Below are 24,070 nucleotides of genomic sequence, written 5' to 3'. Positions count from 1 at the left end.
GCCTAGGCTGACAGCGTGGCTTTCCGCTCCACGGCGCACTCGGCGCTCGCCGCCCTCCGCGGCGAGCTGACCGGCGAGGTGTTCGCCCCGTGGGACCGCGGCTACGACGCGGCCCGCGCCGTCTTCGACGCGCGGGACGACCGGCGGCCGGCGGTGATCGCCCGGTGCGCGGACGCGGCCGACGTGGTGCGGGCCGTCCGCTTCGGCCGGGAGCTGGACCTGCGCATCGCGGTGCGCGGCGGCGGCCACGGCGCGGCCGACACGGCGGCGGCCGACGGCGCGCTGATGGTGGACCTGAGCCGGATGCGCCGGGTGACCGTCGACCCGGTGGCCGGGGCGGCCCGGGTCGAGGGCGGTGCCACGACGGGCGACTTGGACCGGGCGGCCCTGCCCCACGGACTGGCGACCACCGGCGCGCGCTCCCGCACCACCGGTGTGGCCGGCTCCGTCCTCGGCGGCGGCACCGGCTGGCTGGACCGCCTCTTCGGACCGGCCGTCGACAACCTCCTCGGCGTGGAACTGGTGACCGCCGGCGCCGAGCGGGTGCGCGCGAGCGCCGACGAGCACCCGGAGCTGTTCTGGGCGCTGCACGGCGGGGGCGGCAACTTCGGTGTCGCCACCGCGCTCACCCTGCGGCTGCACGAGCTGCCGCGGTTCTCCCTCGCCCTGCTGCGGTACCCGCCCGGGTACGGAGCTCAGGTGGTCCGCGCCTTCCGGGAGGTCTTCCGGAGCGCGCCGGACGAACTGGGCGGCGCGGTGCTGTACCTGGCCGGGCCGCCCGCGCCGGCGGGCGGCCCGCGGTGCGCGGCCGTGCTGACCCACGCCGGCGGCGCGGACGGGCTGCGCGACCTCGCCGGGCCGCTGCGCGCGCTGCCGCACGAGGCGGGGCCGGCCGGCGAGCTGCCGTACACGGCGGCGCAGCGCCTGCTCGACACCCCGCCCGGGCTGCGCCACCACCGGTCGGCCCGGTGTCTGACCGGGCTGCCGCAGGAGGCGGTGGACGCCTTCCGCGCGGGCGGGGAGGGCCTGCCGACGGCGTCCGGCTCCCGGTATCTGCTGTTCCCGCAGGGCGGGGCGGTCGCCGCCGGGCCGCGCGGCTACCCGGTGGCCTGGCGGGACGCCCCGTGGACCGCGCACCCGTGCGCCTTCTGGGCGGACCCGGCGGACGACGAGCGGGCGTGCGGCTGGGTCCGGGAGGCGTGCGCCGCCCTGGCGCCGTGGAGCACCGGGGCCGTGTGCCTGAACCTGATCGGCGACGAGGGCCCGGAGCGGGTCCGGGCGGGGCTGGGCGCCGGGAACATGCTGCGGCTGGAGAAGGTGAAGCGGCGCTACGACCCCGACAACGTCTTCCGCTGCAACCACAACATCCGGCCCGTGTGAGGCCCCGCCCCCCGGTCAGCCCAGGGCGGCGATCACCTCCCGCGCCGCCCGCTCGCCCTCCCGCGCGCCGCCCTCCATGAAGCCCTGGAAGTCGTAGGAGCAGTGCTCGCCGGCGAGGTGGACGCGGCCCTGGGCCACGCCCTCGTAGCCGGCGTACCGGTGCAGGTAGCCCACCGGCCAGTACGAATAGGCGCCCAGGGCATAGGGGTTGAGGTGCCAGGCCGACAGCTGGGCGCGCCCGGTCCAGGCGGCCGACGTGCCGGGGAAGAAGGCGTCGACGTCCTTCAGGTACCGGGTGGCGAGGTCCTTGACGTAGGGGTCGCTCTCGTACGAGAAGGGGCCCGACGGCGTCAGCGACCTGGCGCGGCTGCCGCCGCCGTACTGGATGAGGATGCCGCCGGTGCCGGGCTGGACCTTGGTGGTGTCCCAGGTCTGCTGCACCCCGAGGTCGGTGAAGCAGTCGCCTGCGGACACCCCGGGCCAGGGGCCGGTGCCGCGCCAGGGGCGGCTGGTGAACTGCATGTTGAGCTTGGTGCAGTGGCCCATGCGGGCATCGCGCAGCAGGCCGGTCATGCGGGGGTCGAAGCCGGCCCCGCTCAGGTCCAGCCGTTGGAGGACCGGCAGGGGCAGGCACAGGACGGTGTGGTCGGCGGTGACCGTCCGGGTGCTGCCCGCCTCGGTGAAGGTGAGGGTCTGGGTGCCGTCGGCGCCGGCCCGCACCGCCTGGAGGGACCAGCCGTGCCGGATGGTCCCGTCGGGCAGGGAACCGGCGATGGCCCGCGGGAGTCGGTCGTTGCCGCCGACGATGTGGTAGCGCTCGTCGGACAGGCCCCAGATGTTGAAGTGGCCCGGATTGGGCTGGTAGCCCATGAGCAGGACGAGGGCGAGCGAGGACTGCTCGGTGGTGTCGGCGCCGTACTCGACGGCGTAGGCGACGTCGAAGAAGCGGCCGAGCGGGGAGGCGTGGCCGCCCGGCACCCGCGTCTCGATCCACTCGTACAGGGACAGGTTGTCCAGGGCGGTGCCCGCCGGGGTGGTCCGGTCCCAACTGACCTCCCCGGCGGCCTGGAGGTCGGCGCGCAGGGCCTGGTAGACGGCCTTGAAGTCCTCGTCGGCCCGGTCGCGCGGGTAGTAGGCGCCGTCGAACCAGAGGACCTCCTCCGCGCCCCGGGGGCCGCCGCCGAGGAAGTCCTCGACCGGCAGGGAGAAGCGGCGGCACAGTTCCAGCATCTTCTTGTGGCCGGTGTCGATCAGCTCGCCGCCGATCTCCGAGGTCTGCCCCCAGGCCCAGTGGTCGCGCTGGGTGTACATGCGGCCGCCGACGCGGGAGGGGTGGGCCTCGTAGAGGGTGCAGGCGTATCCCGCGTCGCGCAGGGTGAGGGCAGCGGTCAGGCCGGCGATGCCCGCGCCGACGACGGCGACGCGGGGCGCGGCCGCGGCGGCGGCCGGTACCGGGCCGGTCGCGGCGGCGGCCGGCGTCGGGACGGTCGCGGCGGCCGTCACGGCGGCCGCGCCGGCGGCGCCCCTGAGGACGGCGCGCCGGCGCACGGCCCGCGCCTCGGCGACGGGCAGACCGAGCCGCCGGGCGGCGGCGTGGTCGGCGGTGAGGGTGCGAAGGACGTGCATGAGCCGTGTTCGGGACACGGTGCCTCCTCAGGCGTTGGCGGGGGCTTGCTCGGTGTCGTCGTCCGTGCGCTCGGCCGCGTCCTCCAGGACGATCCGGCCGATGACCTCGTACCGTTCCGGCCGGCGGGCCCGCAGATACAGGCCGAGCCCGAGGCCGCCGAAGAAGACCAGCCCGACGATCCACGGGATGGCCTCGAAGAAGAGCGAGCCGGCCGCCGTACCGGCCGCGGTGTCCATGTTGACCACCAGCAGCACCACGACGGCGGCCATGCCGAGGCCGCCGAGCAGCGGCGCGGTCAGGGTGCGGAACCAGTGCCGGTCCTCGGGGTGGTTGCGGCGGAAGTAGCCGATGACGGCGAAGGAGCAGAGCGTCTGCACGATGAGGATCGCCATCGTGCCGAGGATCGCCAGCAGCGTGTACAGGTGGATGTACGGGTCCTGCCCGGTCGCCCAGAACGCGCCGACGATGACGACGGCGACGACGGACTGGGCGAAGGAGGCGAGGTACGGCGACCCGTGGCGCGGGTGGGTGCGGCCGAGGGCGGGGTGCAGGAAGCCCTCGCGGCCGATGGCGTACAGATAGCGGGCCGCGCACTGGTGGAAGGCCATGCCGCAGGCGAACGAGCCGGTGATCAGCAGCCACTGGAAGGCGTCCACCGCCCAGGCGCCGATGAAGCCGCGCGCCGGGTCGAAGAACAGGTCGAGGGGGCTCGCGCCGGCGGAGACCCGTACCGCGCCGTCGAGGCCGTTGCCGGCGATGGTCATCCAGGACACGTAGATGTAGAACAGGCCGACGCCGATGACGGAGATCAGGGTCGCGCGCGGGATGACGCGCTTGGGGTCGCGGGACTCCTCGCCGTACATCGCCGTCGACTCGAAGCCGACCCACGACCAGAACGCGAAGAACAGGCCGAGCCCCGCGGAGGCGCCGGTGAAGGCGTTCTTGGGGTTGACCGGTGCGACGGGGATGCCGTCCGGGCCGCCGCCGTGCAGCAGTACGGCGGTGGCGACCGCGAAGAGCACCGCGATCTCGGCGACGAGCAGCACGCCGAGCGCCTTGGCGGTCAGATTGATGTCGAAGTACGACAGCACGGCCGTCACCAAGAGCATCGCGGCCGCGTAGCCGGCCCACGGCAGGTCGGCGCCGAGCTGGTCGCGGACGGTGGTTCGGGCGAAGTAGGAGAAGACGCCGACGATGGACGCCTCGAAGACCACGTAGGCGAGCACGGCGAGCATGCCGGAGGCCATGCCCGCGATGCGCCCGAGGCCGTGGGAGATGTAGCCGTAGAAGGCGCCGGCCGCGGTGATGCGGCGGGCCATGGCGACGTAGCCGACGGAGAAGACCGCCAGGACCAGCGTCGCGAAGAGATAGCCGGCCGGCGCTCCGGTGCCGTTGCCGAAGCCGACGGCGATCGGCAGGTTGCCGGTCATCGCGGTGATCGGCGCGGCGGTGGCCACCGCCATGAACACCACGCCCACCAGCCCTACGGAGTCCGCCTTGAGGCGCTGTACCTCTCGCGTGGGTTTCTCTGTCATTCCCGCCCCTCATGTGGTGCTCGCGCAACGAAATCCGAAGGTCAAACGGCGGTTCTTGTACGGTCGCGACAGTGTGCCGGGACAGTGACGTACACCACAACAGGCAGGCGGTCGGGTAATCGCGGGCCGGGGGCGACGCAGTGTCGCGCGCACGGGGCCGGTGACCGCCGCCGTGATCGCGCGGAGATGTCACCGAAACGTGTGCACGGGTAGCGTCCGCTGCATGGACAGCCGTACGGACCACCGACTCGACACCCAGGGCGCCGGCATCACCGTGCAACGGGCGCTGGAGCTGCCCGGACTGCGCAGCGGACTGCCGGAGATCCTGGCGGGCGCCGACCGGCTCGGCCGCACCGTGCGCTGGGTGCACGCGGGCGAGGTCCCGAACATCGCCTCGCTGCTCAAGGGCGGCGAACTGCTGCTCACCACGGGCTACGGCCTGGGCACCCGGCCGGCCGAGCAGCGGGCGTTCGTGCGGACCCTGGCCGAGCGGGGCATCGCCGCCCTGGTGGTGGAGCTGGGCCCGCGCTTCGGCCGGCTGCCGGCGGCGCTGGTGGACACGGCCCGGGCGGCCGGTCTGCCGCTGGTCCAGCTGCACCGCGAGGTGCCGTTCGTGACGGTGACCGAGGAGATCCACACCGAGATCGTCAACGGCCACTACGCGCTGCTCCAGCGCGCCGAGGAGGTGCACCGGCGCTGCACCGAGGCGTTGCTGGGCGGCGGCGGGGTGCCGCAGGTGCTGTGCATCCTGGCCGACTTCAGCGGCAACCCGGTGTTCCTGGAGACGGCGGACGGGCGGCTGCTGTACGCCGCCGGGGCCGGGCCGGAGGGCGCCGACCCGCTCCAGGTGTGGGAGGGGCTGCGCGGCCCGCACAAGGAGGCCCCGCCGCCGGCCGGCACGGTGCTGGTGGACGTGCCCGGCGGCGGCCCCGGCTCGGCGGGCTCGGTGCGCGCCCGGCTGGTCCTGCTGCCGGTCCGCGCGACGCCGGCCCCGGTGCACCGGATCGCCGCCGAGCGGGCCGCGGGCGTCCTGGCCGTGGTGCTGATGCAGGCCCGGCAGGAGGAGGAGCTGGCGGCGCGCGGGCGCGGGGACTTCCTCACCGATCTCGCCGAGGGCCGGATCGCGGCGGAGGACGCCCCGGCGCAGGCCCGGGTGCTCGGCTTCAAGCCGGGTGACAGCCCGCTGCTGCCGGTGGTGATGCGGATCGGGGACACCCTCTCGCCCGGTGGCGGCTGGGCGGTGCTCGCCCGGGCGGTCTCCGAGGAGCTGGCCGCGGTGGGGGTGCCGGCGCTGCTGGGCGTGCGGCCGGTGGAGGGCCGGGTCCTGGTGCTGGTGGGGCTGCGCGCGGAGGCGGAGCGGACGGCGGTCGCGGACCGGGTCGCGGCGGCGCTGCGGGCCGGGGTGGAGCGGGCCGGGATGCGGCGGCCGGGCTCGCCGCCGCCGGTGGTGGTGGTCGGGGTGGCGGGCGGCTGGGCGGCGGCCTCGGCGGGGCTGCGGCACGCGGCGGAGACGGCGACGGCGGCGCAGGGCCTGACCGACCGGCCCTGGTACGACGCCCGGCGCCTGGACATCGACCTGCTGCTGTGGCGGCTGCGCGACCACCCGGACCTCGCGGCCTTCGTGGACCGGGCGATCGGCCCGCTGCGCGAGCACGACCGGCGCTCCCGGCCGCCGCTGCTGCCGACGCTGGAGACCTATCTCGCGCACGCGGGCCGCAAGGCGGAGACAGCCCGCGAGCTGCACCTCAACCGCCAGACGCTGTACAACCGCCTGGCCCGCATCGGGGAGTTGCTGGGCACCGACCTGGACGATCCGCAGACGGTCCTGGCGCTGAGCCTGGCCCTGCGGGCCCGCCGGCACGTGCCGTAGGCGTCCGCGGCGCCGGGCCCGCTCCGGGCGGGTCTGTGCCGGGTTCAGGTGAGCGGTGTGGGCCGGGTCAGCTCGTCGTAGACGCTGAGGACCTGGGCGACGGTCTCGTCCTCGGTCGGCCAGGTCGCGCACTGCCGGGCCGCGCGCTCGCGCAGCCGGGCGCGCCGCCCGGGGTCGGCGAGCAGCCCGAGGACCGTCTCCGCGAGGGCCGCCGGATCGCCGTAGGGGACGAGTTCGGCCGCGTCGCCGACGAGGTCGGGGATGCCGCCGACCCGGGTCGCGACGAGCGGCACGCGCGCGTGCAGCGCCTCCTGGGCGAGCACGGACCGCGATTCCCATCTGCTGGTGATCAGGGCCAGGTCGGCGGCGGCCAGCAGGTCGGGGACGTCGTCGCGGCGGCCGACGAGCCGCACCGGCAGCTCCTCGTCCTCGATCCGCCGCTGGAGGACCGGCCGCAGCGGTCCCTCCCCCGCGATCACCACCAGCGGCACCGGGTCCCGCTCCCGCCACCGGCGGGCCGCGTCGAGCAGGACGTCGTAGCCGCGGTGGCGGTCCAGGGAGCCGACCGCGAGGAGCAACGGGCGGTCGACGGCGCCGAGTTCGGCGCGGACCTTGGACCGCTGCCGGTCGGTGTCGTCGTGGTCGGCCGGCTCGTCGGGGCCGTCGTACCGGCGCCGGCCGGGCAGGGCGACCGGGGCGAGCCGGGCGTCCCGCGCGCCGGTCCGCCGGGCGCGGTCGACCAGGTCGGGGCTGGTGCCGAGGACGACGGCCGCGGTGCGCGTCACCCGCCGCTCCAGCATGCGCAGCAGCTGGGCCCGCGGGCCCTCCGCGTGGGCGCGGTCGTGCCAGGTGACCACCAGCGGGGTGGTGCGTCCGCCGAGCGCGAGCACGGACCGGAAGGAGGCGTGCAGCCCGTGGGCGTGCACCAGGTCGGCGTGGGCGCAGGCGGTGCGGAGGGCGGCCACGGAGACGGGGTCGCTGCTGCGCGGTACGTGGACGTGGTCGGCGCCGGTGCCGCTGAAGTCGTAGGACCGGTCGGCCTCGGTGGGGGCGCACACCGTGACCCGTACGCCCCTCGCGACCAGTCCCTCGGCCAGGGAGCGCACGTGCGCGCTGCTGGCGGCGTTGCCTCCGCCGAGCACCTGCACGGTGCGCAGCGGCGGCCGGCCGTGCGGTGCGTTGCTGCTCAGCGGGCTCACGGGGCCAAGGCTCCTGGTTCGTGGACGGTCACGAGAAGGCGCGTGGGGCGGTCACGGGAAAACGTACAGAAGGTTGGGGGCTCAGGGGGGCGGAAGAGCTCAGCCCGCGCGCCTCCCCCGCGGACCGTCCGGGCCCGCTGTCCGCCCGCGTTCCCCGCCAAGCATGCCAGGGCACACGGGCGTTCAGGGAAGATCCGGGAGGGCGCATCGTGCGGCGGGCCGGGGCAATGCGCCGGAGCACATCACCCACATGGGTGAGGGGGAGGCGGCCCTGGACGGGCGGTACGCGCGGGCATCCGGCGAGGTCAGCCGGGCAGGGTACGCGCCAGGGCGCTCACCCGGTCCCCGCAGCAGGCCGCGGCGACCAGCGCCACGGCGTGCGCGAGCAGTCCCGCGCGCCGGTTTCCCGCCACCACGGCCGCCCCCAGCGCGGCGCCGAGCGCGTGGGCCCCCGTGTCCCCGAGCATGACCCGCTCCCCCGCGTCGTCGGGCAGCACGGCCGCGGCGGCGCCCATCGCCCCGGCGGCCAGCCGCGCCCCGGGCCCCTCGCGCAGCAGTCCGGGCGCCCCGAGCGCGAGCACGGCACCGGCGGCCCGGCCCGGCCGTACGTCGAGCAGGTTCACGAGATGGGCGCTCCCGGCGATGACGACCCCGGCGAGCAGCTTGTCGGCCGGCCGCTCCTTCAGCACGGCGCCCGCGGCCAGCCCCGCCGCCGCGATCCCGAACAGTTTCACGGCCCCGCTGGTGATCTCCCCGTGCCGCAGCGCCCGCAGATGGGCCCGGAACCCGCGCCGGTGGTCCCCGGCGACATCGTCGTAGGCCCCGCAGGCCCCGGCGGCCAGCACCGCGGCCCCGGCCGCGGGATGCACCCGCGCGGCGGCGATCCCGGCCCCCACCGCGACCGCGGGCCCGGCGTACAGCCCGACGGCCCGCCCGGCGTGGTTGGTCCGCTCCCAGCGCGCGCGTCCACCGGGCGGGGCGGCGCGCAACACGGCCTGCCCGGCCCGGGCGAGCCCGGCGGCGAGGAGCAGGGGACGGCACGTTCGCTTGTCGATCATGCCGCCCACCTTAGAAAACGGACCGGGACCGGACCGCACCCGGGAAACGTCCCCGGACTCCCCGGACTCCCCGGCCGCCCCCGCTACACCTCCGCCCTCGCGGTGGCCAGCAGTTCCTCCGCGTGGGCTCGGGCCGCTTCGGAGTTCTCCTGGCCCGCCAGCATGCGGGACAGCTCGCGGACGCGTTCCTCGCCCTCCAGGACCTTGACACCGGAACGGGTCACGGAGCCGTCGTTGGTCTTCTCCACCAGCAGCTGACGGTCGGCGAACGCGGCGACCTGGGGCAGGTGGGTGACCACGACGACCTGCGCGGTCTTGGCGAGCTTCGCCAGGCGCCGGCCGATCTCGACCGCGGCCTTGCCGCCGACCCCGGCGTCCACCTCGTCGAACAGGTACGTCGGGACCGGGTCGGTGCCCGCGAAGACCACCTCCACCGCGAGCATCACCCGGGACAGCTCACCGCCCGAGGCGCCCTTGGCGATGGGCCGCGCCGGGGCGCCCGGGTGCGGGGCGAGCAGCAGCTCGACCTCGTCCACGCCCGACGGGCCGTAGGCGACCGTGCGCCCGCCGACCTCGACGCCCTCGGGATCGTCGGTCTGCCGGATGTCGAAGGACACGCGCGCGTGGGGCATCGCCAGCGAGGCCAGCTCGGCGGTGACGGCCGCGGCGAACCGTTCGGCGGCCTCGGTCCGCGCGTCGGTCAGCCGCTGCGCGAGGACGCCCAGTTCGCCCCGGAGCGCGTCGCGCTCGGCGGTCAGCTCGGTGATCCGCTCGTCGTCGCCGTCCAGCTCGGTGAGCCGGGCGGCGCCCTGCTCGGCCCAGGCGAGGACCGCGTCGATGTCCTCGCCGTACTTGCGGGTCAGCGCGGTCAGCGCGGCCCGGCGCTCCTCCACGGCGGCCAGCCGCAGCGGGTCGGCGTCGAGATCGTCGGCGTATCCGGCCAGCTCACCGGCCACGTCGGTGAGCAGGATGCCGATCTCCCCGATCCGGTCGGCGAGCGCGGCCAGCGCCGGGTCGTGCGCCCGTACGGCCTCCAGGGCGCGGTGGGCGCCCGCGACGAGGGTCGAGGCGTCGATCCCCTCGGGGTCCTCCGGGTTGCCCGCGAGAGCGGCGTGCGCGACCGTCGCGGCGGACGACAGCGCCTCGGCGTGCCCGAGCCGCCCGGCCTCCTCGGCCAGCTCGGCGTCCTCGCCGGGCCGGGGCTCCACGGCGGCGATCTCGTCGAGCCCGTAGCGCAGCAGGTCGGCTTCCTGCGCCCGCTCCCGCGCGCGGGTGGTGATCTCCTCCAGCTCGGCGGAGACGGCCCGCAGCCGCCGGTAGGCCCCGGTGTACTCGGCGAGCGGCACGGCGACGGCGTCGCCCGCGTACCGGTCGAGCGCCTGCCGCTGCCGGGACAGCTTCAGCAGCCCCTGCTGGTCGGTCTGCCCGTGCACGGCCACCAGGTCGTCGGCCAGCTCGGCGAGCAGCCCGACGGGCACGCTGCGCCCGCCCAGATGCGCCCGGGAGCGGCCCTCGGCGGAGACGGTACGGCTGATCAGCAGGGCGCCGTCGTCCAGTTCGGCCCCGGCCTCCTCGGCGCGTGCGACGGCCGCGGCTCCGGGGGGTACGGCGATCCGCCCCTCCACGACCGCCCGCTCCGCCCCGATCCGCACGAGCGCCGGGTCGGCCCGGCCGCCGAGCAGCAGCCCCAGGCTGCTGACCACCATGGTCTTGCCCGCACCCGTCTCACCGGTGACCGCGGTGAACCCCGGTGACAGCTCGACGACGGCATCGTCGATGACCCCGAGCGACCGTATCCGCATCTCCTCCAACACGGAACAGACCATACGAGGTCCGGGGCGGGCAGCGCACATGGCCCGCCCGCGTCACTCCGAGGAGTGGTGCGGCGCCCCCCGCCACCCCGTGGTCGGCAGGGCGAACTTCGCCACCAGCCGGTCGGTGAACGACGAGTGGTGCAACCGGGCCAGCCGCACCGGCACCGCCCCCCGGCGCACCTCCACCCGCGCCCCGGGCGGCAGCTCGACCGTGCGCCGGCCGTCGCACCACAGCACGCCCGGCGGGATGTGCGGCAGCACCTCCACCGCGAGCACCGAGTCCGGGGAGGTGACCAGCGGCTTGGCGAACAGCGCGTGCGCGCTGATCGGCACCATCAGCAGCGCCTCCACCTCCGGCCAGACCACCGGGCCGCCGGCGGAGAAGGCGTAGGCGGTGGACCCGGTGGGCGTGGACAGGATCACCCCGTCGCAGCCGAACTCCGACACCGGCCGCCCATCGATCTCCAGCACGACCTCGAGCAGCTTCTCCGCGCCGGCCTTCTGCACGGCCGCCTCGTTCAGCGCCCAGTCGGTGTGCACGATGTCGCCGTTGCGGTGCACGACGACGTCGACGGTCATCCGCTCCTCAACCTCGTAGGACCGGGCCACCACGCGGTCCACCACCCGGTCCAGGTCGTCCCGCTCGGCCTCCGCGAGGAAGCCGACGCGCCCCAGGTTGACGCCGAGCATCGGCACCCCGGAGGCCCGCGCGAACTCGGCCCCGCGCAGCAGCGTGCCGTCGCCACCCAGCACGATCAGCAGCTCACAGCCGTCCAGGCACTGCGCGGTGGCCTCCTTGACGAGGTGCACCTCGTCCGGGAGCGGCAGGTCGCACGCCTCCTCCTCCAGCACCCGCACCCCGATGCCGTGGCGCAGCAGGCCCTTGACGACGAGTTCCGCGCTGCGGATCGCCGCGGGCCGCCCGGTGTGGGCGAGCAGGAAAACGGTACGCCCATGGTTCTGTGTCAACGCGGCCCCTCCGCCACTGCACGGTCGACGTCGGCCGGGTCCACCCGGGGTGCCCCCGCCCGCAGCCAGAGAAAGTACTCGACGTTCCCCGAGGGGCCGGGCAGCGGGCTGGCGGTGACCGACCGCACCCCGAGGCCCAGCTCCCACGCCCGCTCGGCCACGGTCCGCACGGCCTCCGCCCTGAGCTCGGGACTGCGCACGACACCGCCGCTGCCCAGCCGCTCCTTGCCCACCTCGAACTGCGGCTTGACCATCATCACCAGATCGGCGTCCGGCGTCGCGCACCGCTTCAGGGCGGGCAGCACCAGTCCGAGCGGGATGAAGGACAGATCCCCCACGACCAGCTCCACCGGCTCCCCGTCGATCGCCTCCAACGTCAACTCGCGTACGTTCGTACGGTCCTTGACGGTGACGCGTGCATCCTGCTGCAGGGACCAGGCGAGCTGTCCGTAGCCTACGTCCACGGCGACGACATGGGCGGCGCCCGCGCGCAGCAGGACATCGGTGAAGCCGCCGGTGGACGCGCCGGCGTCCAGCGCGCGCCGGCCCTCGACCACGAGCCCCTGCGGCACGAAGGCCGCGAGCGCGCCGGCCAGTTTGTGCCCGCCCCGGGAGACGTAGTCGGGATCGCTGTCGTCGGCCTGGACGACGATGGCGGCGGCGGTCTCCACCTGCGTGGCCGGCTTGGTCGCCACGGTCTTGCCGACGGTGACCCGGCCGGCGGCGATCAGCTGGCTGGCGTGCTCGCGCGAACGGGCGAGCTTCCGGCGGACCAGCTCCGCGTCGAGACGGCGGCGTGCGACTCCTGCCACGTTCGGTTCAGCTCCTGCTCTGGTTACGGTCTGCTGGGGTACGGCGTCGGGGGCGCCGGAGGTTCCGGGCGGGCGTCGAGCGCGGTGAGCGCGTCACGCAGCCCCCGGAGTACATCCTCGTACACCTCCGCGTGTCCGTCGGTGGCGAGGTGGTCGGCGTCGGCCAGCCGCTCCAGGCAGGCGTCGACGCCCGCGTCGCCGGTCGGCGCGCGCGGGATGTTCAGGGGGGCCGGGGCGGCGGGCTCCGACGCCCGGTCGGGCTCGGCCGGCGCCGCCGTACCGGCCTCGGACACGGTCTCGCTCATGCCCCGACGCTACCCCGAACCGCTGCGGTACCGTCGGGGGCGATGGCCACGATCGAGGAGTGCCGCGCCGCACTGGGGAAGCTTTCGGACAGCATGCGGGGGGCCGAGGGAGACGTCCGCGCGGCCGCCGCGCTGGAGCGCTCGGTGAGCTGCCACGTCACCGACCTGGACGTCACCTTCGCCGGCCGGATGACGGGCGGGCGGATCGAGGTGGACGCCACCCTCCCCGGCCCGCCGCGGGAGAAGGCACAGATCAGGCTCGCCCTGGCCGGGGACGACCTGGTGGCCCTGGTGGACGGCGAGCTGAACTTCGCGACCGCCTGGGGCTCGGGCCGGGTCCGGCTGGAGGCGAGCCTGCTGGATCTGTTCCGGCTCAGGAAGCTGCTGTGAGCCGTGCCTTGCGGGCGGCGGGCACGACCAGCGGGGTGCCCGTCTCCGGGTCGTCGATCACCTGACAGCGCAGCCCGAACACCTCTTCCACCAGTTCGGCGGTGACGATGTCGCCCGGCGCGCCCTCGGCGATCACCTTCCCGCCGCGCAGGGCGATGAGGTGGGTGGCGTAGCGGGCGGCGTGGTTGAGGTCGTGCAGCACCGCCACCAGCGTCCGGCCCTGCTCCTCGTGGAGTTCGGCGCACAGGTCGAGGACATCGATCTGGTGCTGGATGTCCAGGTAGGTGGTCGGCTCGTCCAGGAGCAGCAGCGGGGTCTGCTGGGCGAGCGCCATGGCGATCCACACCCGCTGCCGCTGGCCGCCGGACAGCTCGTCGACGTACCGGTCGGCCAGCTCGGCCACGCCGGTCTGCCGCATCGACTCCCGCACCACCCGCTCGTCCTCGGCCGACCACTGGCGCAGCAGGCCCTGGTGCGGGTAGCGGCCCCGGCCGACGAGGTCGGCGACCGTGATGCCGTCGGGCGCGACGGCCGTCTGGGGCAGCAGGCCGAGGGTGCGGGCGACCTTCTTCGCGGGCATCGACTGGATGGCCTGCCCGTCCAGCAGCACCCGGCCCTCGCTGGGCCTGAGCATCCGCGACAGCGCCCGCAGCAGCGTCGACTTGCCGCACGCGTTCGGGCCGACGATCACCGTGAAGGAGTGGTCGGGGATCTCCACCGACAGCTGCTCGGCGATGACACGCTGGTCGTAGGCGAGGGTGACGTTCTCGGCGGACAGGCGGTTCACAGTGCTCCTCGGATTGTTCGTCGGGCCGGCGGGGGTCATATCCGGCCCGCCCGGCGCTCGGTGACCAGCAGCCACAGCAGGTAGGCGCCGCCGAGCACGCCGGTGACCACGCCGACGGGCAGCTGGTCGGCGCCGAAGGCGCGCTGGGAGGCCCAGTCGGCGGCGACCAGCAGGGTCGCGCCCATGCACAGCGAGGGCACCAGGTTGGGCCCCGGCGAGCGGGTCAGCCGGCGGGCGAGCTGCGGCGCGGTCAGCGCGACGAAGCTGACGGGGCCGGCGGCGGCCGTGGCGGCGGCGGTGAGCAGGACGGCGCTGACCATGAGCAGCAGCCGCACCCACTGGACGCGCACACCGAGGGCGTGGGAGATGTCGTCGCCCATCTCCATCATCCGCAAGCCCCGGGCGTTGACGAGGACCAGCGGGACGAGGACGGCGCACAGCGCGAGCAGCGGCCAGACCTGGGCCCAGTCCCGGCCGTTGAGCGAACCCGTCATCCACACCACCGCGCGGGCGGCGTCGACCAGGTCGGCCTTGGTGAGCAGATAGCCGTTGACGGCCGTCATGACCGCGTTGACACCGATGCCGACCAGCACCATCCGGTAGCCGTGCACGCCCTGCTTCCAGGCGAGCAGATAGACGGCGAGACCGGTCGCGAGGCCGCCGGCCAGCGCGCCGAGGGTCACCTGGGAGGCGCTGCCGGACAGCAGCACGATCACGATCAGCGCGCCGGCCGTGGAGCCCTGCGACAGGCCCAGCACGTCGGGGCTGCCCAGCGGGTTGCGGGAGATCGACTGGAACAGGGCGCCGCCGAGGCCGAGACAGGCTCCGACCAGCAGGCCGACGAGGACCCGGGGCAGGCGCAGTTCGTTGACGATGAAGTCCTGGTAGGCGGTGCCGTTCCCGGCGAGCGTGCGCAGCACGTCGGTCGCCGGGATCCGCGCGTCGCCGGTCCCGATCAGGGCGACACCGGCGGCGCAGGCGGCGACCAGCAGCAGCACGACGACGGTCAGGGCACGCGGGTCCAGGCGCACGGAGAGCCCGCCGGGGGTGCGTACGGCACGGCTCCTGGGGTGGGTCTTCACAGCTGGGCCGTCCTCCGCCGTCGTACGAGAAAGATGAAGACCGGGCCGCCGATGATCGCGGTGACGATGCCGACCTGGAGCTCGGCGGGCCGGGCCACGACCCGGCCGAGGACATCGGCGCCGAGCAGCAGCACGGGCGCCAGCACCATGGCGTAGGGCAGGATCCAGCGCAGGTCGGGGCCGGTGAACGAGCGCACGACGTGCGGCACCATCAGGCCGACGAACATGATCGGGCCGCAGGCCGCGGTCGCGGCACCGCACAGCACCACGGCGGACAGCATGGCCAGCGCGCGGGTGCGGTCGAGGTTGGCGCCGAGGGCGCGGGCGGTGTCGTCACCCATCTCCACCGCGTTCAGCGGCCGGGCCAGCGCCAGCGCCAGCACCATGCCGACCGCGAGGAACGGCAGCACCTGCACGATGGTCGCGTCGGTGGCCGAGACCAGCGAACCCACCGTCCAGAAGCGCATCTTGCCCAGGGCCGCGCCGTCCGTGATCATCACGGCCTGGAGATAGCCGTACAGGGCCGCGGTGATCGCCGTACCGGCGAGCGCGAGCCGCACCGGGGTGGCGCCCCGGCTGCCGCCGAGGAACCACACCAGCCCGCCGACCGCCGCCGCGCCCAGGAACGCGAACCACACATAGCCGGTCAGGCTGGTGACGCCGAGATAGGTCATGGCCGTGACGACGGCGGCGGACGCGCCCGCGTTGATGCCGAGCAGCCCGGGGTCGGCCAGCGGGTTGCGGGTCAGCGCCTGGAGCACCGCGCCGGAGAGCCCGAGCGCGGCACCGACCAGCAGACCGAGCACCGTGCGCGAGAGCCGCTCGCCCACGACCACGTCGCCGTACGTGCCCGTGTCGTGGAACAGGCCGTGCCAGACCTGGGCCGGTGACAGCCCTTTCGCCCCGATCGCGATGCTCGCCAAGGCGACGAGGACCAGGAGCACGGCCGCGAGCAGGAGCCCAAGGGCCCTGACCACATGGCGGGTTGGGGGCGCGGGGGCGTGCTCCGCGCGCTGTTCCGGGGGACTGTCGACCAACACGGGGTTAGGTTAGCCTACCCTGCGCTCCTTCTCGATCCCCGGTACGCGCCCGGTCCCGCCGGCCCCGTGCGCCCCCTCCGGCTCTCCGGCCCGCCGGCCCTTCGGCCGGGGATGACTACCCCGGCCGGGCCCGTCAAAGCCCCAGCCGGGCCAGCGCCTTGCCGCCGTCCAGCGCGCAGGAGCCCTCGCCCGCCGCCGTCCAGGCCGCCGCGCAAAGCGCCCGCAGCCCGTCCAGCGCCTCGCCGTCGCCCGTCAGCTCCAGCCGGTCGGCCCCCGCCGTCGCCGTCCAGCCGCCGCAGCGGAACCCGGCCCCGTCCCCGGTGACCTCCGGCTGCCCGGTGAGCAGCCCGCGCAGATCCGCGTCGACATAGGTCGGCCGGTGGTGGGGCGGCGCGGCGAGCAGCTGCGCCCCGTCGGTGACCCCGGTCAGCACCAGCAGCGAGTCGACCCCGCCGTTGAACGCGCCCTCGATGTCGGTGTCCAGCCGGTCCCCCACGACCAGCGGGCGCTCCGCACCGGTCCGGATGATCGTCTCGCGGTGCATCGGGGGCAGCGGCTTGCCCGCGACCTGCGGCTCGGCGCCGGTCGCGATCCGTACGACCTCCACGGCCGCCCCGTTGCCCGGCGCGATGCCCCGGCCGCTGGGAATGGTCAGGTCGGTGTTGGACGCGAACCACGGCACGCCCCGCCGGACGGCGTACGACGCCTCCGCGAACCGGCCCCACGGCAGGTCCGGCCCGCCGTAGCCCTGGACGACCGCGGCCGGGTCGTCGTCCGCCGACTCCACCGGCACCAGACCGCGCTCCCGCAGCGCCACCCGGAGCCCCTCGCCGCCGATCACCAGCACCCGCGCCCCGGCCGGCACCTGCTCGCTGATCAGCCGGGCGACGGCCTGCGCGGAGGTGATGACGTCGTCCGCGCCGGTCGGTATGCCCAGCTCCGTCAGGTGCCCGGCCACCGTGTCCGGGGTGCGCAGCGCGTTGTTGGTGACGTACGCCAGCCGCATGCCGCCCGAGCGGGCCACCGCCAGCGAGTCGACCGCGTGCGCGATCGCGCTGCCACCCGCGTAGACCACCCCGTCCAGGTCGAGCAGCGCCGTGTCGTACGCCTCGCTCAGGGGCCGCCCACTGCCCTCGGGCCTGGTCCTGACGCCTTGGCTCATGTCCGCATCGCTCCTCGTAGACTCGCCTTTCCCCCGATCATCCCGCATGCCACCGTCACACGTACGATGCCGGGATGAAGACAGCAGGTCACTCGGAGGCAACGACGCGCCGCGGCCTGGAACTCACCCCGTTCCGTGGCCTGCGTTACGACCCCGACCGGGTCGGCAGCCTCGCCTCCGTCACCTCCCCTCCCTACGACGTCGTCGTACGGCCCGACGGCCTGCATCACCTCCAGTCGGCCGACCCGCACAACATCGTCCGGCTGATCCTGCCGCAGGCCGGCACCCCCAGCGCCCGCACCGAGCAGGCCGCCGACACCCTGCGCCGCTGGCTGGCCGAGGGCATCCTCGTCGCCGACCCGGATCCGGGCCTGTACGTGTACGAGCAGCGCGACGGCGACGGCATGCTCCAGCGCGGGATCATCGGCACGCTGCGGGTGACGGAGCCCGCCGAGGGCGTGGTGCTGCCGCACGAGGACGTCATGCCGCCCGTGGTCGCCGACCGCGCCGCGCTGATGCGCGCCACCCGCGCGAACCTGGAACCCCTCCTGCTCACCTACCGGGGTGACGGCGCCCCGGCTCCCGGTACGGCGGACGGGCCCGGCGCGGGTACGGCGGCCGGGGCGGGCACGGCGGCCGAGGCGGGCACGGCGGCCGAGGTGATCGAGCGCACGGCGAGCCGCCCGCCGCTGCTGGCCACCACCACCGAGGACGGCTTCCGGCACCGCCTGTGGTCCATCACCGACCCCGTCGACCTGGCCCGCGTCCAGGGCGACCTGGCCGGCCGCCAGGCACTGATCGCGGACGGCCACCACCGCTGGGCCACCTACCGGCGGCTGCGCCTGGAACACCCCTCCCCCAGCCCCTGGGACTACGGCCTGGTCCTGCTGGTCGACACCGTCCGCTATCCGCTGCGGGTCCGCGCCATCCACCGGCTGCTGCACGGCCTGCCGGTCGCGGACGCGCTCCGGGCGGTGGAGGGCCTGTTCCGGGTACGACGGCTAGACGCGCCCCTGCCGGACGCCCTGGCCGCCCTGGCGGACGCGTCCTGCGCCGGCAACGCGTTCCTGCTGGCCGGTGACGGCGCCTTCCACCTGCTGGACCGCCCGGACCCGCGGCTGCTGGCCCGGACCGTCCCGGCGGACCGGCCGGCCGCCTGGCGCTCGCTGGACGCCACGGTGCTGCACGCCACGCTGCTGGAGCACGTCTGGCGCATCCCCGAGGACTCCCCGGCGCACATCGCGTACATCCACGACACGGCGGCGACGGTCGAGAAGGCGGAACGCGACGGCGGTACGGCCGTCCTGATGCACCCGGTCCGCGAGGAGGTCGTACGCGACCTGGCCCGGCAGGGGGTGACGATGCCCCGCAAGTCGACGTCGTTCGGCCCGAAGCCGGCATCGGGGCTGGTACTGCGCGCGCTGGAGGTCTGAGCCGAGGGCATGACCGGAAAGGGGGGCGGGCTCCATGGGAACCCGCCCCCCTTTCAGGTGACCGCCGGCGTCAGTGCTTGTCGCCGTCCTCCGGGGAGGCGTCCGGGGAACCGGCAGCTTCCCCGGGCTCGTCCGAGGAGTCCTCGGCCAGGGCGTCGACGAACTCCACGCCGTCCAGCTCGGCGAGCCGGTCGGAGGCGTCCGTGCTGCCGTCCCGGTCGGCCTCGACGGCCTTGGCGAACCACTCCCGTGCCTCGCGCTCCCGGCCGGCGGCCAGCAGGGCGTCGGCGTAGGCGTAGCGCAGGCGCGCGGTCCAGGGCTGCACCGAGTTGGACGCCAGCTCCGGGCTCTGGAGCGTCACGATGGCCGCGTCCAGCTGGCCCATGTCACGCCGGGCACCGGCGGCGACGAGCCGCATCTCGACCTGGCCGGCCTTGTCCAGCTTGTGCACCTCCGGGGCGCCGGCCATGTCGAGCGCCTTCTCCGGCCGGCCGAGCCCGCGCTCGCAGTCGGCCATCAGCGGCCACAGCTCGACGGTGCCGGTCATCCGCCGGGCGGCCCGGAACTCGGCGAGGGCCTCGCTGTACTTCTGGGTGGCGTACGCGGCGAACCCGGCGGCCTCGCGCACGGCGGCCACGCGGGACGCCAGGCGCAGGGCGACCTTGGAGTAGCCGTAGGCGGCCTCGGGGTCCTCGTCGATGAGCCGGGCGACCATCACCAGGTTCCTGGCGACGTCCTCGGCGAGCGTCTTGGGCAGGCTCTGGAGTTCCTGCCGGACGTCCTTGTCGACCTCGTCCCCGGTGACGTCCTCCGGGATCGGCAGCCGCTTGATCGGCTCGCGGTCCCGGTCGCGCTCGTCGCGGAACCGGCCACCGCCACGGTGGTCGTCGCGGCCGTCACGTCCCCGGAAGCCACCGCCCGGCCGGCCACCGCGGTCGTCCCTGCGGGGCCCACGGCCGCCACGGTCGTCCCGTCCCCGGAAGCCACCGCGCTCCCCACGGCTGTCGTCCCGACGGAAGCCACCACGGTCGTCACGGCGGTCGTCCCGTCGGTCGTCACGGCGGAAGCCACCACGGTCGTCGCGGCGGTCGTCCCGACGGAAACCATCGCGGTCATCGCGCCGGTCGTCCCTGCGGAAGCCACCGCGGTCGTCGTCGCGGCGGAAGGAGGGACGGTCACCCCGGTCGCCTCGGTCGTCACGGCGGTCGTCGCGGCGGTACGACGGACGGTCGCCACGGTCGTCACGGCGGTCGTCACGGCGGTCGTCACGGCGGTCGTCGCGCCGGTCGTCGCGCCGGTCGTCACGGCGGAAGCCACCGCGCTCGCCACGGTCACGGTCGTCCCGCTGGAACCCCGGACGCCCGCTCCGGTCGCCCTCGCGGCGGAACCCACCACTACGACGGTCGTCCCGCCGGTCATCACGACGGTCATCACGGCGATCGTCGCGGCGGAAACCGCCGCGCTCGCCACGGTCACGGTCGTCACGGCGGTCGTCCCGCCGGTCGTCGCGACGGTCGTCACGGCGCACGAACCCACCGCGGTGGTCGTCGCGGCGGTCGTCCCTGCGGAAGCCACCGCGGTCGTCGTCGCGGCGGAAGGAGGGACGGTCACCCCGGTCGCCTCGGTCGTCGCGGCGGTACGACGGACGGTCTCCACGGTCGTCACGGCGGTCGTCCCTGCGGTCGTCGCGGCGGTACGACGGACGGTCTCCACGGTCGTCACGGCGGTCGTCCCTGCGGTCGTCGCGACGGTCGTCACGGCGGAAGCCACCGCGCTCGCCACGGTCACGGTCGTCCCGCTGGAACCCCGGACGCCCGCCCCGGTCGCCCTCGCGGCGGAACCCACCACCACGACGGTCGTCCCGCCGGTCATCACGACGGTCATCACGGCGATCGTCCCGCCGGCCGTAGCCGCCACGGTCGTTGCCGCCACGGTCGTTGCCGCGACGCTCGGTGTCCCGGCGGTCGTTGTCCCGCCGGAAGCCGCCGCGGTCACCCCGGTCACCACTGTCCCGTCGCCGCTGGTCGCGCTCCGGTCGGTCGCCGGGAGAGTTGGTGGACATGGTGACTCCTGTCTGTGGTACCGCAAGCATTGTAAAAACAAAAGGACCCCTGGTCCCAGCTGAACGCTGGGACCAGGGGTCCTCCAAAGATTGTTCGGCGGCGTCCTACTCTCCCACAGGGTCCCCCCTGCAGTACCATCGGCGCTGTGAGGCTTAGCTTCCGGGTTCGGAATGTAACCGGGCGTTTCCCTCACGCTATGACCACCGAAACCCTAATGGTTTCGAGCGAACAAGCACACTTTTTACTTGTGTCTCGGTTCAGCTCTGAGCCGGCAACCGTTCGTTGCCTCAGAACATACACAGTGGACGCGAGCATCAATGGACAAGCCCTCGGCCTATTAGTACCGGTCACCTCCACACGTTACCGTGCTTCCAGATCCGGCCTATCAACCCAGTCGTCTACTGGGAGCCTTACCCCATCAAGTGGGTGGGAGTCCTCATCTCGAAGCAGGCTTCCCGCTTAGATGCTTTCAGCGGTTATCCCTCCCGAACGTAGCCAACCAGCCATGCCCTTGGCAGAACAACTGGCACACCAGAGGTTCGTCCGTCCCGGTCCTCTCGTACTAGGGACAGCCCTTCTCAAGACTCCTACGCGCACAGCGGATAGGGACCGAACTGTCTCACGACGTTCTAAACCCAGCTCGCGTACCGCTTTAATGGGCGAACAGCCCAACCCTTGGGACCGACTCCAGCCCCAGGATGCGACGAGCCGACATCGAGGTGCCAAACCATCCCGTCGATATGGACTCTTGGGGAAGATCAGCCTGTTATCCCCGGGGTACCTTTTATCCGTTGAGCGACGGCGCTTCCACAAGCCACCGCCGGATCACTAGTCCCGACTTTCGTCCCTGCTCGACCCGTCGGTCTCACAGTCAAGCTCCCTTGTGCACTTACACTCAACACCTGATTGCCAACCAGGCTGAGGGAACCTTTGGGCGCCTCCGTTACCCTTTAGGAGGCAACCGCCCCAGTTAAACTACCCATCAGACACTGTCCCTGATCCGGATCACGGACCCAGGTTAGACATCCAGCACGACCAGACTGGTATTTCAACGACGACTCCACCCACACTGGCGTGCGAGCTTCACAGTCTCCCAGCTATCCTACACAAGCCGAACCGAACACCAATATCAAACTGTAGTAAAGGTCCCGGGGTCTTTCCGTCCTGCTGCGCGAAACGAGCATCTTTACTCGTAGTGCAATTTCACCGGGCCTATGGTTGAGACAGTCGAGAAGTCGTTACGCCATTCGTGCAGGTCGGAACTTACCCGACAAGGAATTTCGCTACCTTAGGATGGTTATAGTTACCACCGCCGTTTACTGGCGCTTAAGTTCTCAGCTTCGCTCACCCGAAAGTGAGCTAACCGGTCCCCTTAACGTTCCAGCACCGGGCAGGCGTCAGTCCGTATACATCGCCTTACGGCTTCGCACGGACCTGTGTTTTTAGTAAACAGTCGCTTCTCGCTGGTCTCTGCGGCCACCCCCAGCTCGAACAGCAAGTGTTCTCACCAGGTGTGGCCCCCCTTCTCCCGAAGTTACGGGGGCATTTTGCCGAGTTCCTTAACCATAGTTCACCCGAACGCCTCGGTATTCTCTACCTGACCACCTGAGTCGGTTTAGGGTACGGGCCGCCATGAAACTCGCTAGAGGCTTTTCTCGACAGCATAGGATCATCCACTTCACCACAATCGGCTCGGCATCAGGTCTCAGACACATGGCGTGCGGATTTACCTACACACCGTCCTACACCCTTACCCCGGGACAACCACCGCCCGGGATGGACTACCTTCCTGCGTCACCCCATCACTCACCTACTACCAACTTGGGTCAGCGGCTCCACCACTTTCCATTCCCCGAAGGGTCCGGAACGGCTTCACGGCCTTAGCATCACTGGATTCGATGTTTGACGCTTCACAGCGGGTACCGGAATATCAACCGGTTATCCATCGACTACGCCTGTCGGCCTCGCCTTAGGTCCCGACTTACCCTGGGCAGATCAGCTTGACCCAGGAACCCTTAGTCAATCGGCGCAAACGTTTCTCACGTTTGTATCGCTACTCATGCCTGCATTCTCACTCGTCAACCGTCCACGACTACCTTCCAGTGCCGCTTCACCCGGCAGACGACGCTCCCCTACCCATCACAGCCTCCGTTGGGAGTATGTGCTGCAATGACACGACTTCGGCGGTACGCTTGAGCCCCGCTACATTGTCGGCGCGGAATCACTAGACCAGTGAGCTATTACGCACTCTTTCAAGGGTGGCTGCTTCTAAGCCAACCTCCTGGTTGTCTCTGCGACTCCACATCCTTTCCCACTTAGCGTACGCTTAGGGGCCTTAGTCGATGCTCTGGGCTGTTTCCCTCTCGACCATGGAGCTTATCCCCCACAGTCTCACTGCCGCGCTCTCACTTACCGGCATTCGGAGTTTGGCTAAGGTCAGTAACCCGGTAGGGCCCATCGCCTATCCAGTGCTCTACCTCCGGCAAGAAACACACGACGCTGCACCTAAATGCATTTCGGGGAGAACCAGCTATCACGGAGTTTGATTGGCCTTTCACCCCTAACCACAGGTCATCCCCCAGGTTTTCAACCCTGGTGGGTTCGGTCCTCCACGAAGTCTTACCTCCGCTTCAACCTGCCCATGGCTAGATCACTCCGCTTCGGGTCTTGAGCGTGCTACTAAAATCGCCCTATTCGGACTCGCTTTCGCTACGGCTTCCCCACCCGGGTTAACCTCGCAACACACCGCAAACTCGCAGGCTCATTCTTCAAAAGGCACGCAGTCACGAGACACCAGCAAGCTGATGTCCGACGCTCCCACGGCTTGTAGGCACACGGTTTCAGGTACTATTTCACTCCGCTCCCGCGGTACTTTTCACCATTCCCTCACGGTACTATCCGCTATCGGTCACCAGGGAATATTTAGGCTTAGCGGGTGGTCCCGCCAGATTCACACGGGATTTCTCGGGCCCCGTGCTACTTGGGTGTCTCTCAAACGAGCCGCTGACGTTTCGACTACGGGGGTCTTACCCTCTACGCCGGACCTTTCGCATGTCCTTCGCCTACATCAACGGTTTCTGACTCGTCCCACGGCCGGCAGACCGTGGAAGAGAGATCCCACAACCCCCACGACGCAACCCCTGCCGGGTCTCACACGTCGTAGGTTTGGCCTCATCCGGTTTCGCTCGCCACTACTCCCGGAATCACGGTTGTTTTCTCTTCCTGCGGGTACTGAGATGTTTCACTTCCCCGCGTTCCCTCCACTTGCCCTATGTGTTCAGGCAAGGGTGACAGCCCATGACGACTGCCGGGTTTCCCCATTCGGAAACCCCCGGATCAAAGCCTGGTTGACGACTCCCCGGGGACTATCGCGGCCTCCCACGTCCTTCATCGGTTCCTGGTGCCAAGGCATCCACCGTGCGCCCTTAAAAACTTGGCCACAGATGCTCGCGTCCACTGTGCAGTTCTCAAACAACGACCAGCCACCCATCACCCCGAACCAGAAGCTCGAGTGCACTGGGGCCGGCAACTGAGGAAAGTTCAT

At 72.5% G+C, this 24,070-nt stretch carries 18 protein-coding genes and 2 rRNA genes; 5 read left to right on the top strand and 15 right to left on the bottom strand.

All coding sequences use genetic code 11. The features are described from left to right. Positions 1 to 15 precede the first annotated feature (15 nt). Complete coding sequence (locus ACSURM_RS28555) at positions 16 to 1,380, top strand: FAD-binding oxidoreductase (protein ID WP_436958664.1); 1,365 nt, start codon at positions 16 to 18, stop codon at positions 1,378 to 1,380. Positions 1,381 to 1,395: 15 nt separating this feature from the next. Here the strand turns inward: ACSURM_RS28555 and ACSURM_RS28550 are convergent, their stop codons facing one another. Together ACSURM_RS28550 and ACSURM_RS28545 are read right to left on the bottom strand one after the other, a co-directional pair. Further along, positions 1,396 to 3,024 (bottom strand): flavin monoamine oxidase family protein, encoded by a 1,629-nt coding sequence (locus tag ACSURM_RS28550; RefSeq protein WP_436958663.1) that lies wholly within the window; start codon positions 3,022 to 3,024, stop codon positions 1,396 to 1,398. A gap of 9 nt (positions 3,025 to 3,033) precedes the next feature. Next, positions 3,034 to 4,542, bottom strand: a complete 1,509-nt coding sequence (locus tag ACSURM_RS28545; protein WP_436958662.1) for an APC family permease — start codon at positions 4,540 to 4,542, stop codon at positions 3,034 to 3,036. Positions 4,543 to 4,765: 223 nt separating this feature from the next. Here ACSURM_RS28545 and ACSURM_RS28540 point away from each other — a divergent pair, with 223 nt between their 5' ends. Next, a complete protein-coding gene (locus tag ACSURM_RS28540; RefSeq protein ID WP_436958661.1) occupies positions 4,766 to 6,412 on the top strand; it encodes a PucR family transcriptional regulator in 1,647 nt (548 codons plus the stop codon). Between the two features lie 44 nt (positions 6,413 to 6,456). On the opposite strand, the gene ACSURM_RS28535 is transcribed toward ACSURM_RS28540, so the two are convergent. The 6 genes from ACSURM_RS28535 to ACSURM_RS28510 form a co-directional block, all read right to left on the bottom strand. Continuing rightward, positions 6,457 to 7,611, bottom strand: coding sequence for a glycosyltransferase family 4 protein (locus ACSURM_RS28535; RefSeq protein WP_436958660.1), 1,155 nt, complete (start codon positions 7,609 to 7,611; stop codon positions 6,457 to 6,459). A 305-nt stretch (positions 7,612 to 7,916) separates the two neighbouring features. Further along, the gene (locus ACSURM_RS28530; RefSeq protein ID WP_436958659.1) at positions 7,917 to 8,669 is read right to left on the bottom strand and encodes a hypothetical protein; all 753 of its coding nucleotides are present in this window, start codon (positions 8,667 to 8,669) and stop codon (positions 7,917 to 7,919) included. Positions 8,670 to 8,752: 83 nt separating this feature from the next. After that, on the bottom strand, positions 8,753 to 10,495 hold the full coding sequence (gene recN / locus ACSURM_RS28525; RefSeq protein WP_436958658.1) for a DNA repair protein RecN: 1,743 nt from the start codon (positions 10,493 to 10,495) through the stop codon (positions 8,753 to 8,755). 39 nt (positions 10,496 to 10,534) lie between these two features. Then, on the bottom strand, positions 10,535 to 11,452 hold the full coding sequence (locus ACSURM_RS28520; protein WP_189996041.1) for an NAD kinase: 918 nt from the start codon (positions 11,450 to 11,452) through the stop codon (positions 10,535 to 10,537). Further along, positions 11,449 to 12,264 (bottom strand): TlyA family RNA methyltransferase, encoded by an 816-nt coding sequence (locus tag ACSURM_RS28515; protein WP_436958657.1) that lies wholly within the window; start codon positions 12,262 to 12,264, stop codon positions 11,449 to 11,451. Before ACSURM_RS28515 ends, ACSURM_RS28520 begins: the two co-directional genes overlap by 4 nt. A gap of 23 nt (positions 12,265 to 12,287) precedes the next feature. Then, on the bottom strand, positions 12,288 to 12,569 hold the full coding sequence (locus ACSURM_RS28510; protein WP_436958656.1) for a hypothetical protein: 282 nt from the start codon (positions 12,567 to 12,569) through the stop codon (positions 12,288 to 12,290). 42 nt (positions 12,570 to 12,611) lie between these two features. Between ACSURM_RS28510 and ACSURM_RS28505 the strand changes: the two genes are divergently transcribed. Beyond that, on the top strand, positions 12,612 to 12,959 hold the full coding sequence (locus ACSURM_RS28505; protein WP_436958655.1) for a sterol-binding protein: 348 nt from the start codon (positions 12,612 to 12,614) through the stop codon (positions 12,957 to 12,959). On the opposite strand, the gene ACSURM_RS28500 is transcribed toward ACSURM_RS28505, so the two are convergent. From ACSURM_RS28500 to ACSURM_RS28485, 4 genes are all read right to left on the bottom strand, one after another. Beyond that, on the bottom strand, positions 12,943 to 13,785 hold the full coding sequence (locus ACSURM_RS28500; protein ID WP_436958654.1) for an ABC transporter ATP-binding protein: 843 nt from the start codon (positions 13,783 to 13,785) through the stop codon (positions 12,943 to 12,945). The two genes, ACSURM_RS28505 and ACSURM_RS28500, sit on opposite strands and share 17 nt — an antisense overlap. After that, complete coding sequence (locus ACSURM_RS28495) at positions 13,782 to 14,828, bottom strand: FecCD family ABC transporter permease (RefSeq protein ID WP_436958653.1); 1,047 nt, start codon at positions 14,826 to 14,828, stop codon at positions 13,782 to 13,784. The genes ACSURM_RS28500 and ACSURM_RS28495 overlap by 4 nt, the downstream gene beginning before the upstream one ends. Beyond that, the gene (locus ACSURM_RS28490) at positions 14,825 to 15,868 is read right to left on the bottom strand and encodes a FecCD family ABC transporter permease (RefSeq protein WP_359051238.1); all 1,044 of its coding nucleotides are present in this window, start codon (positions 15,866 to 15,868) and stop codon (positions 14,825 to 14,827) included. Before ACSURM_RS28490 ends, ACSURM_RS28495 begins: the two co-directional genes overlap by 4 nt. A 133-nt stretch (positions 15,869 to 16,001) precedes the next feature. After that, on the bottom strand, positions 16,002 to 17,030 hold the full coding sequence (locus tag ACSURM_RS28485; RefSeq protein WP_436958652.1) for an HAD hydrolase-like protein: 1,029 nt from the start codon (positions 17,028 to 17,030) through the stop codon (positions 16,002 to 16,004). Positions 17,031 to 17,104: 74 nt separating this feature from the next. Between ACSURM_RS28485 and ACSURM_RS28480 the strand changes: the two genes are divergently transcribed. Further along, positions 17,105 to 18,463 (top strand): DUF1015 family protein, encoded by a 1,359-nt coding sequence (locus ACSURM_RS28480; RefSeq protein WP_436958651.1) that lies wholly within the window; start codon positions 17,105 to 17,107, stop codon positions 18,461 to 18,463. A gap of 70 nt (positions 18,464 to 18,533) precedes the next feature. Here the strand turns inward: ACSURM_RS28480 and ACSURM_RS28475 are convergent, their stop codons facing one another. Next, a complete protein-coding gene (locus ACSURM_RS28475; RefSeq protein WP_436961201.1) occupies positions 18,534 to 19,286 on the bottom strand; it encodes a hypothetical protein in 753 nt (250 codons plus the stop codon). A gap of 57 nt (positions 19,287 to 19,343) precedes the next feature. Between ACSURM_RS28475 and ACSURM_RS28470 the strand changes: the two genes are divergently transcribed. Next, the gene (locus ACSURM_RS28470; protein WP_436961278.1) at positions 19,344 to 20,588 is read left to right on the top strand and encodes a hypothetical protein; all 1,245 of its coding nucleotides are present in this window, start codon (positions 19,344 to 19,346) and stop codon (positions 20,586 to 20,588) included. A gap of 29 nt (positions 20,589 to 20,617) precedes the next feature. Here ACSURM_RS28470 and rrf read toward each other — a convergent pair. Both rrf and ACSURM_RS28460 read right to left on the bottom strand, forming a co-directional pair. Next, positions 20,618 to 20,734: ribosomal RNA gene (gene rrf, locus ACSURM_RS28465) — 5S ribosomal RNA — on the bottom strand. 109 nt (positions 20,735 to 20,843) lie between these two features. Beyond that, a 23S ribosomal RNA gene (locus tag ACSURM_RS28460) occupies positions 20,844 to 23,965 on the bottom strand. Between the last annotated feature and the right edge of the window lie 105 nt (positions 23,966 to 24,070).

Source organism: Streptomyces sp. SudanB182_2057, from assembly GCF_964272715.1.
In the GTDB taxonomy this organism is placed as follows: domain Bacteria; phylum Actinomycetota; class Actinomycetes; order Streptomycetales; family Streptomycetaceae; genus Streptomyces; species Streptomyces rubradiris.
Note: the sequence above shows the minus strand (reverse complement) of the source record. Positions and strands in the feature narration are given on the sequence as shown.

What these genes read in the sequence shown, in the direction of transcription:
- ACSURM_RS28545 (WP_436958662.1), bottom strand. Translation starts at nt 4,542, where the DNA reads ATGACAGAGAAACCCACGCGAGAGGTACAGCGCCTCAAGGCGGACTCC.
- ACSURM_RS28540 (WP_436958661.1), top strand. Translation starts at nt 4,766, where the DNA reads ATGGACAGCCGTACGGACCACCGACTCGACACCCAGGGCGCCGGCATC.
- ACSURM_RS28530 (WP_436958659.1), bottom strand. Translation starts at nt 8,669, where the DNA reads ATGATCGACAAGCGAACGTGCCGTCCCCTGCTCCTCGCCGCCGGGCTC.
- recN (WP_436958658.1), bottom strand. Translation starts at nt 10,495, where the DNA reads ATGGTCTGTTCCGTGTTGGAGGAGATGCGGATACGGTCGCTCGGGGTC.
- ACSURM_RS28510 (WP_436958656.1), bottom strand. Translation starts at nt 12,569, where the DNA reads ATGAGCGAGACCGTGTCCGAGGCCGGTACGGCGGCGCCGGCCGAGCCC.
- ACSURM_RS28505 (WP_436958655.1), top strand. Translation starts at nt 12,612, where the DNA reads ATGGCCACGATCGAGGAGTGCCGCGCCGCACTGGGGAAGCTTTCGGAC.
- ACSURM_RS28500 (WP_436958654.1), bottom strand. Translation starts at nt 13,785, where the DNA reads ATGACCCCCGCCGGCCCGACGAACAATCCGAGGAGCACTGTGAACCGC.
- ACSURM_RS28485 (WP_436958652.1), bottom strand. Translation starts at nt 17,030, where the DNA reads ATGAGCCAAGGCGTCAGGACCAGGCCCGAGGGCAGTGGGCGGCCCCTG.
- ACSURM_RS28480 (WP_436958651.1), top strand. Translation starts at nt 17,105, where the DNA reads ATGAAGACAGCAGGTCACTCGGAGGCAACGACGCGCCGCGGCCTGGAA.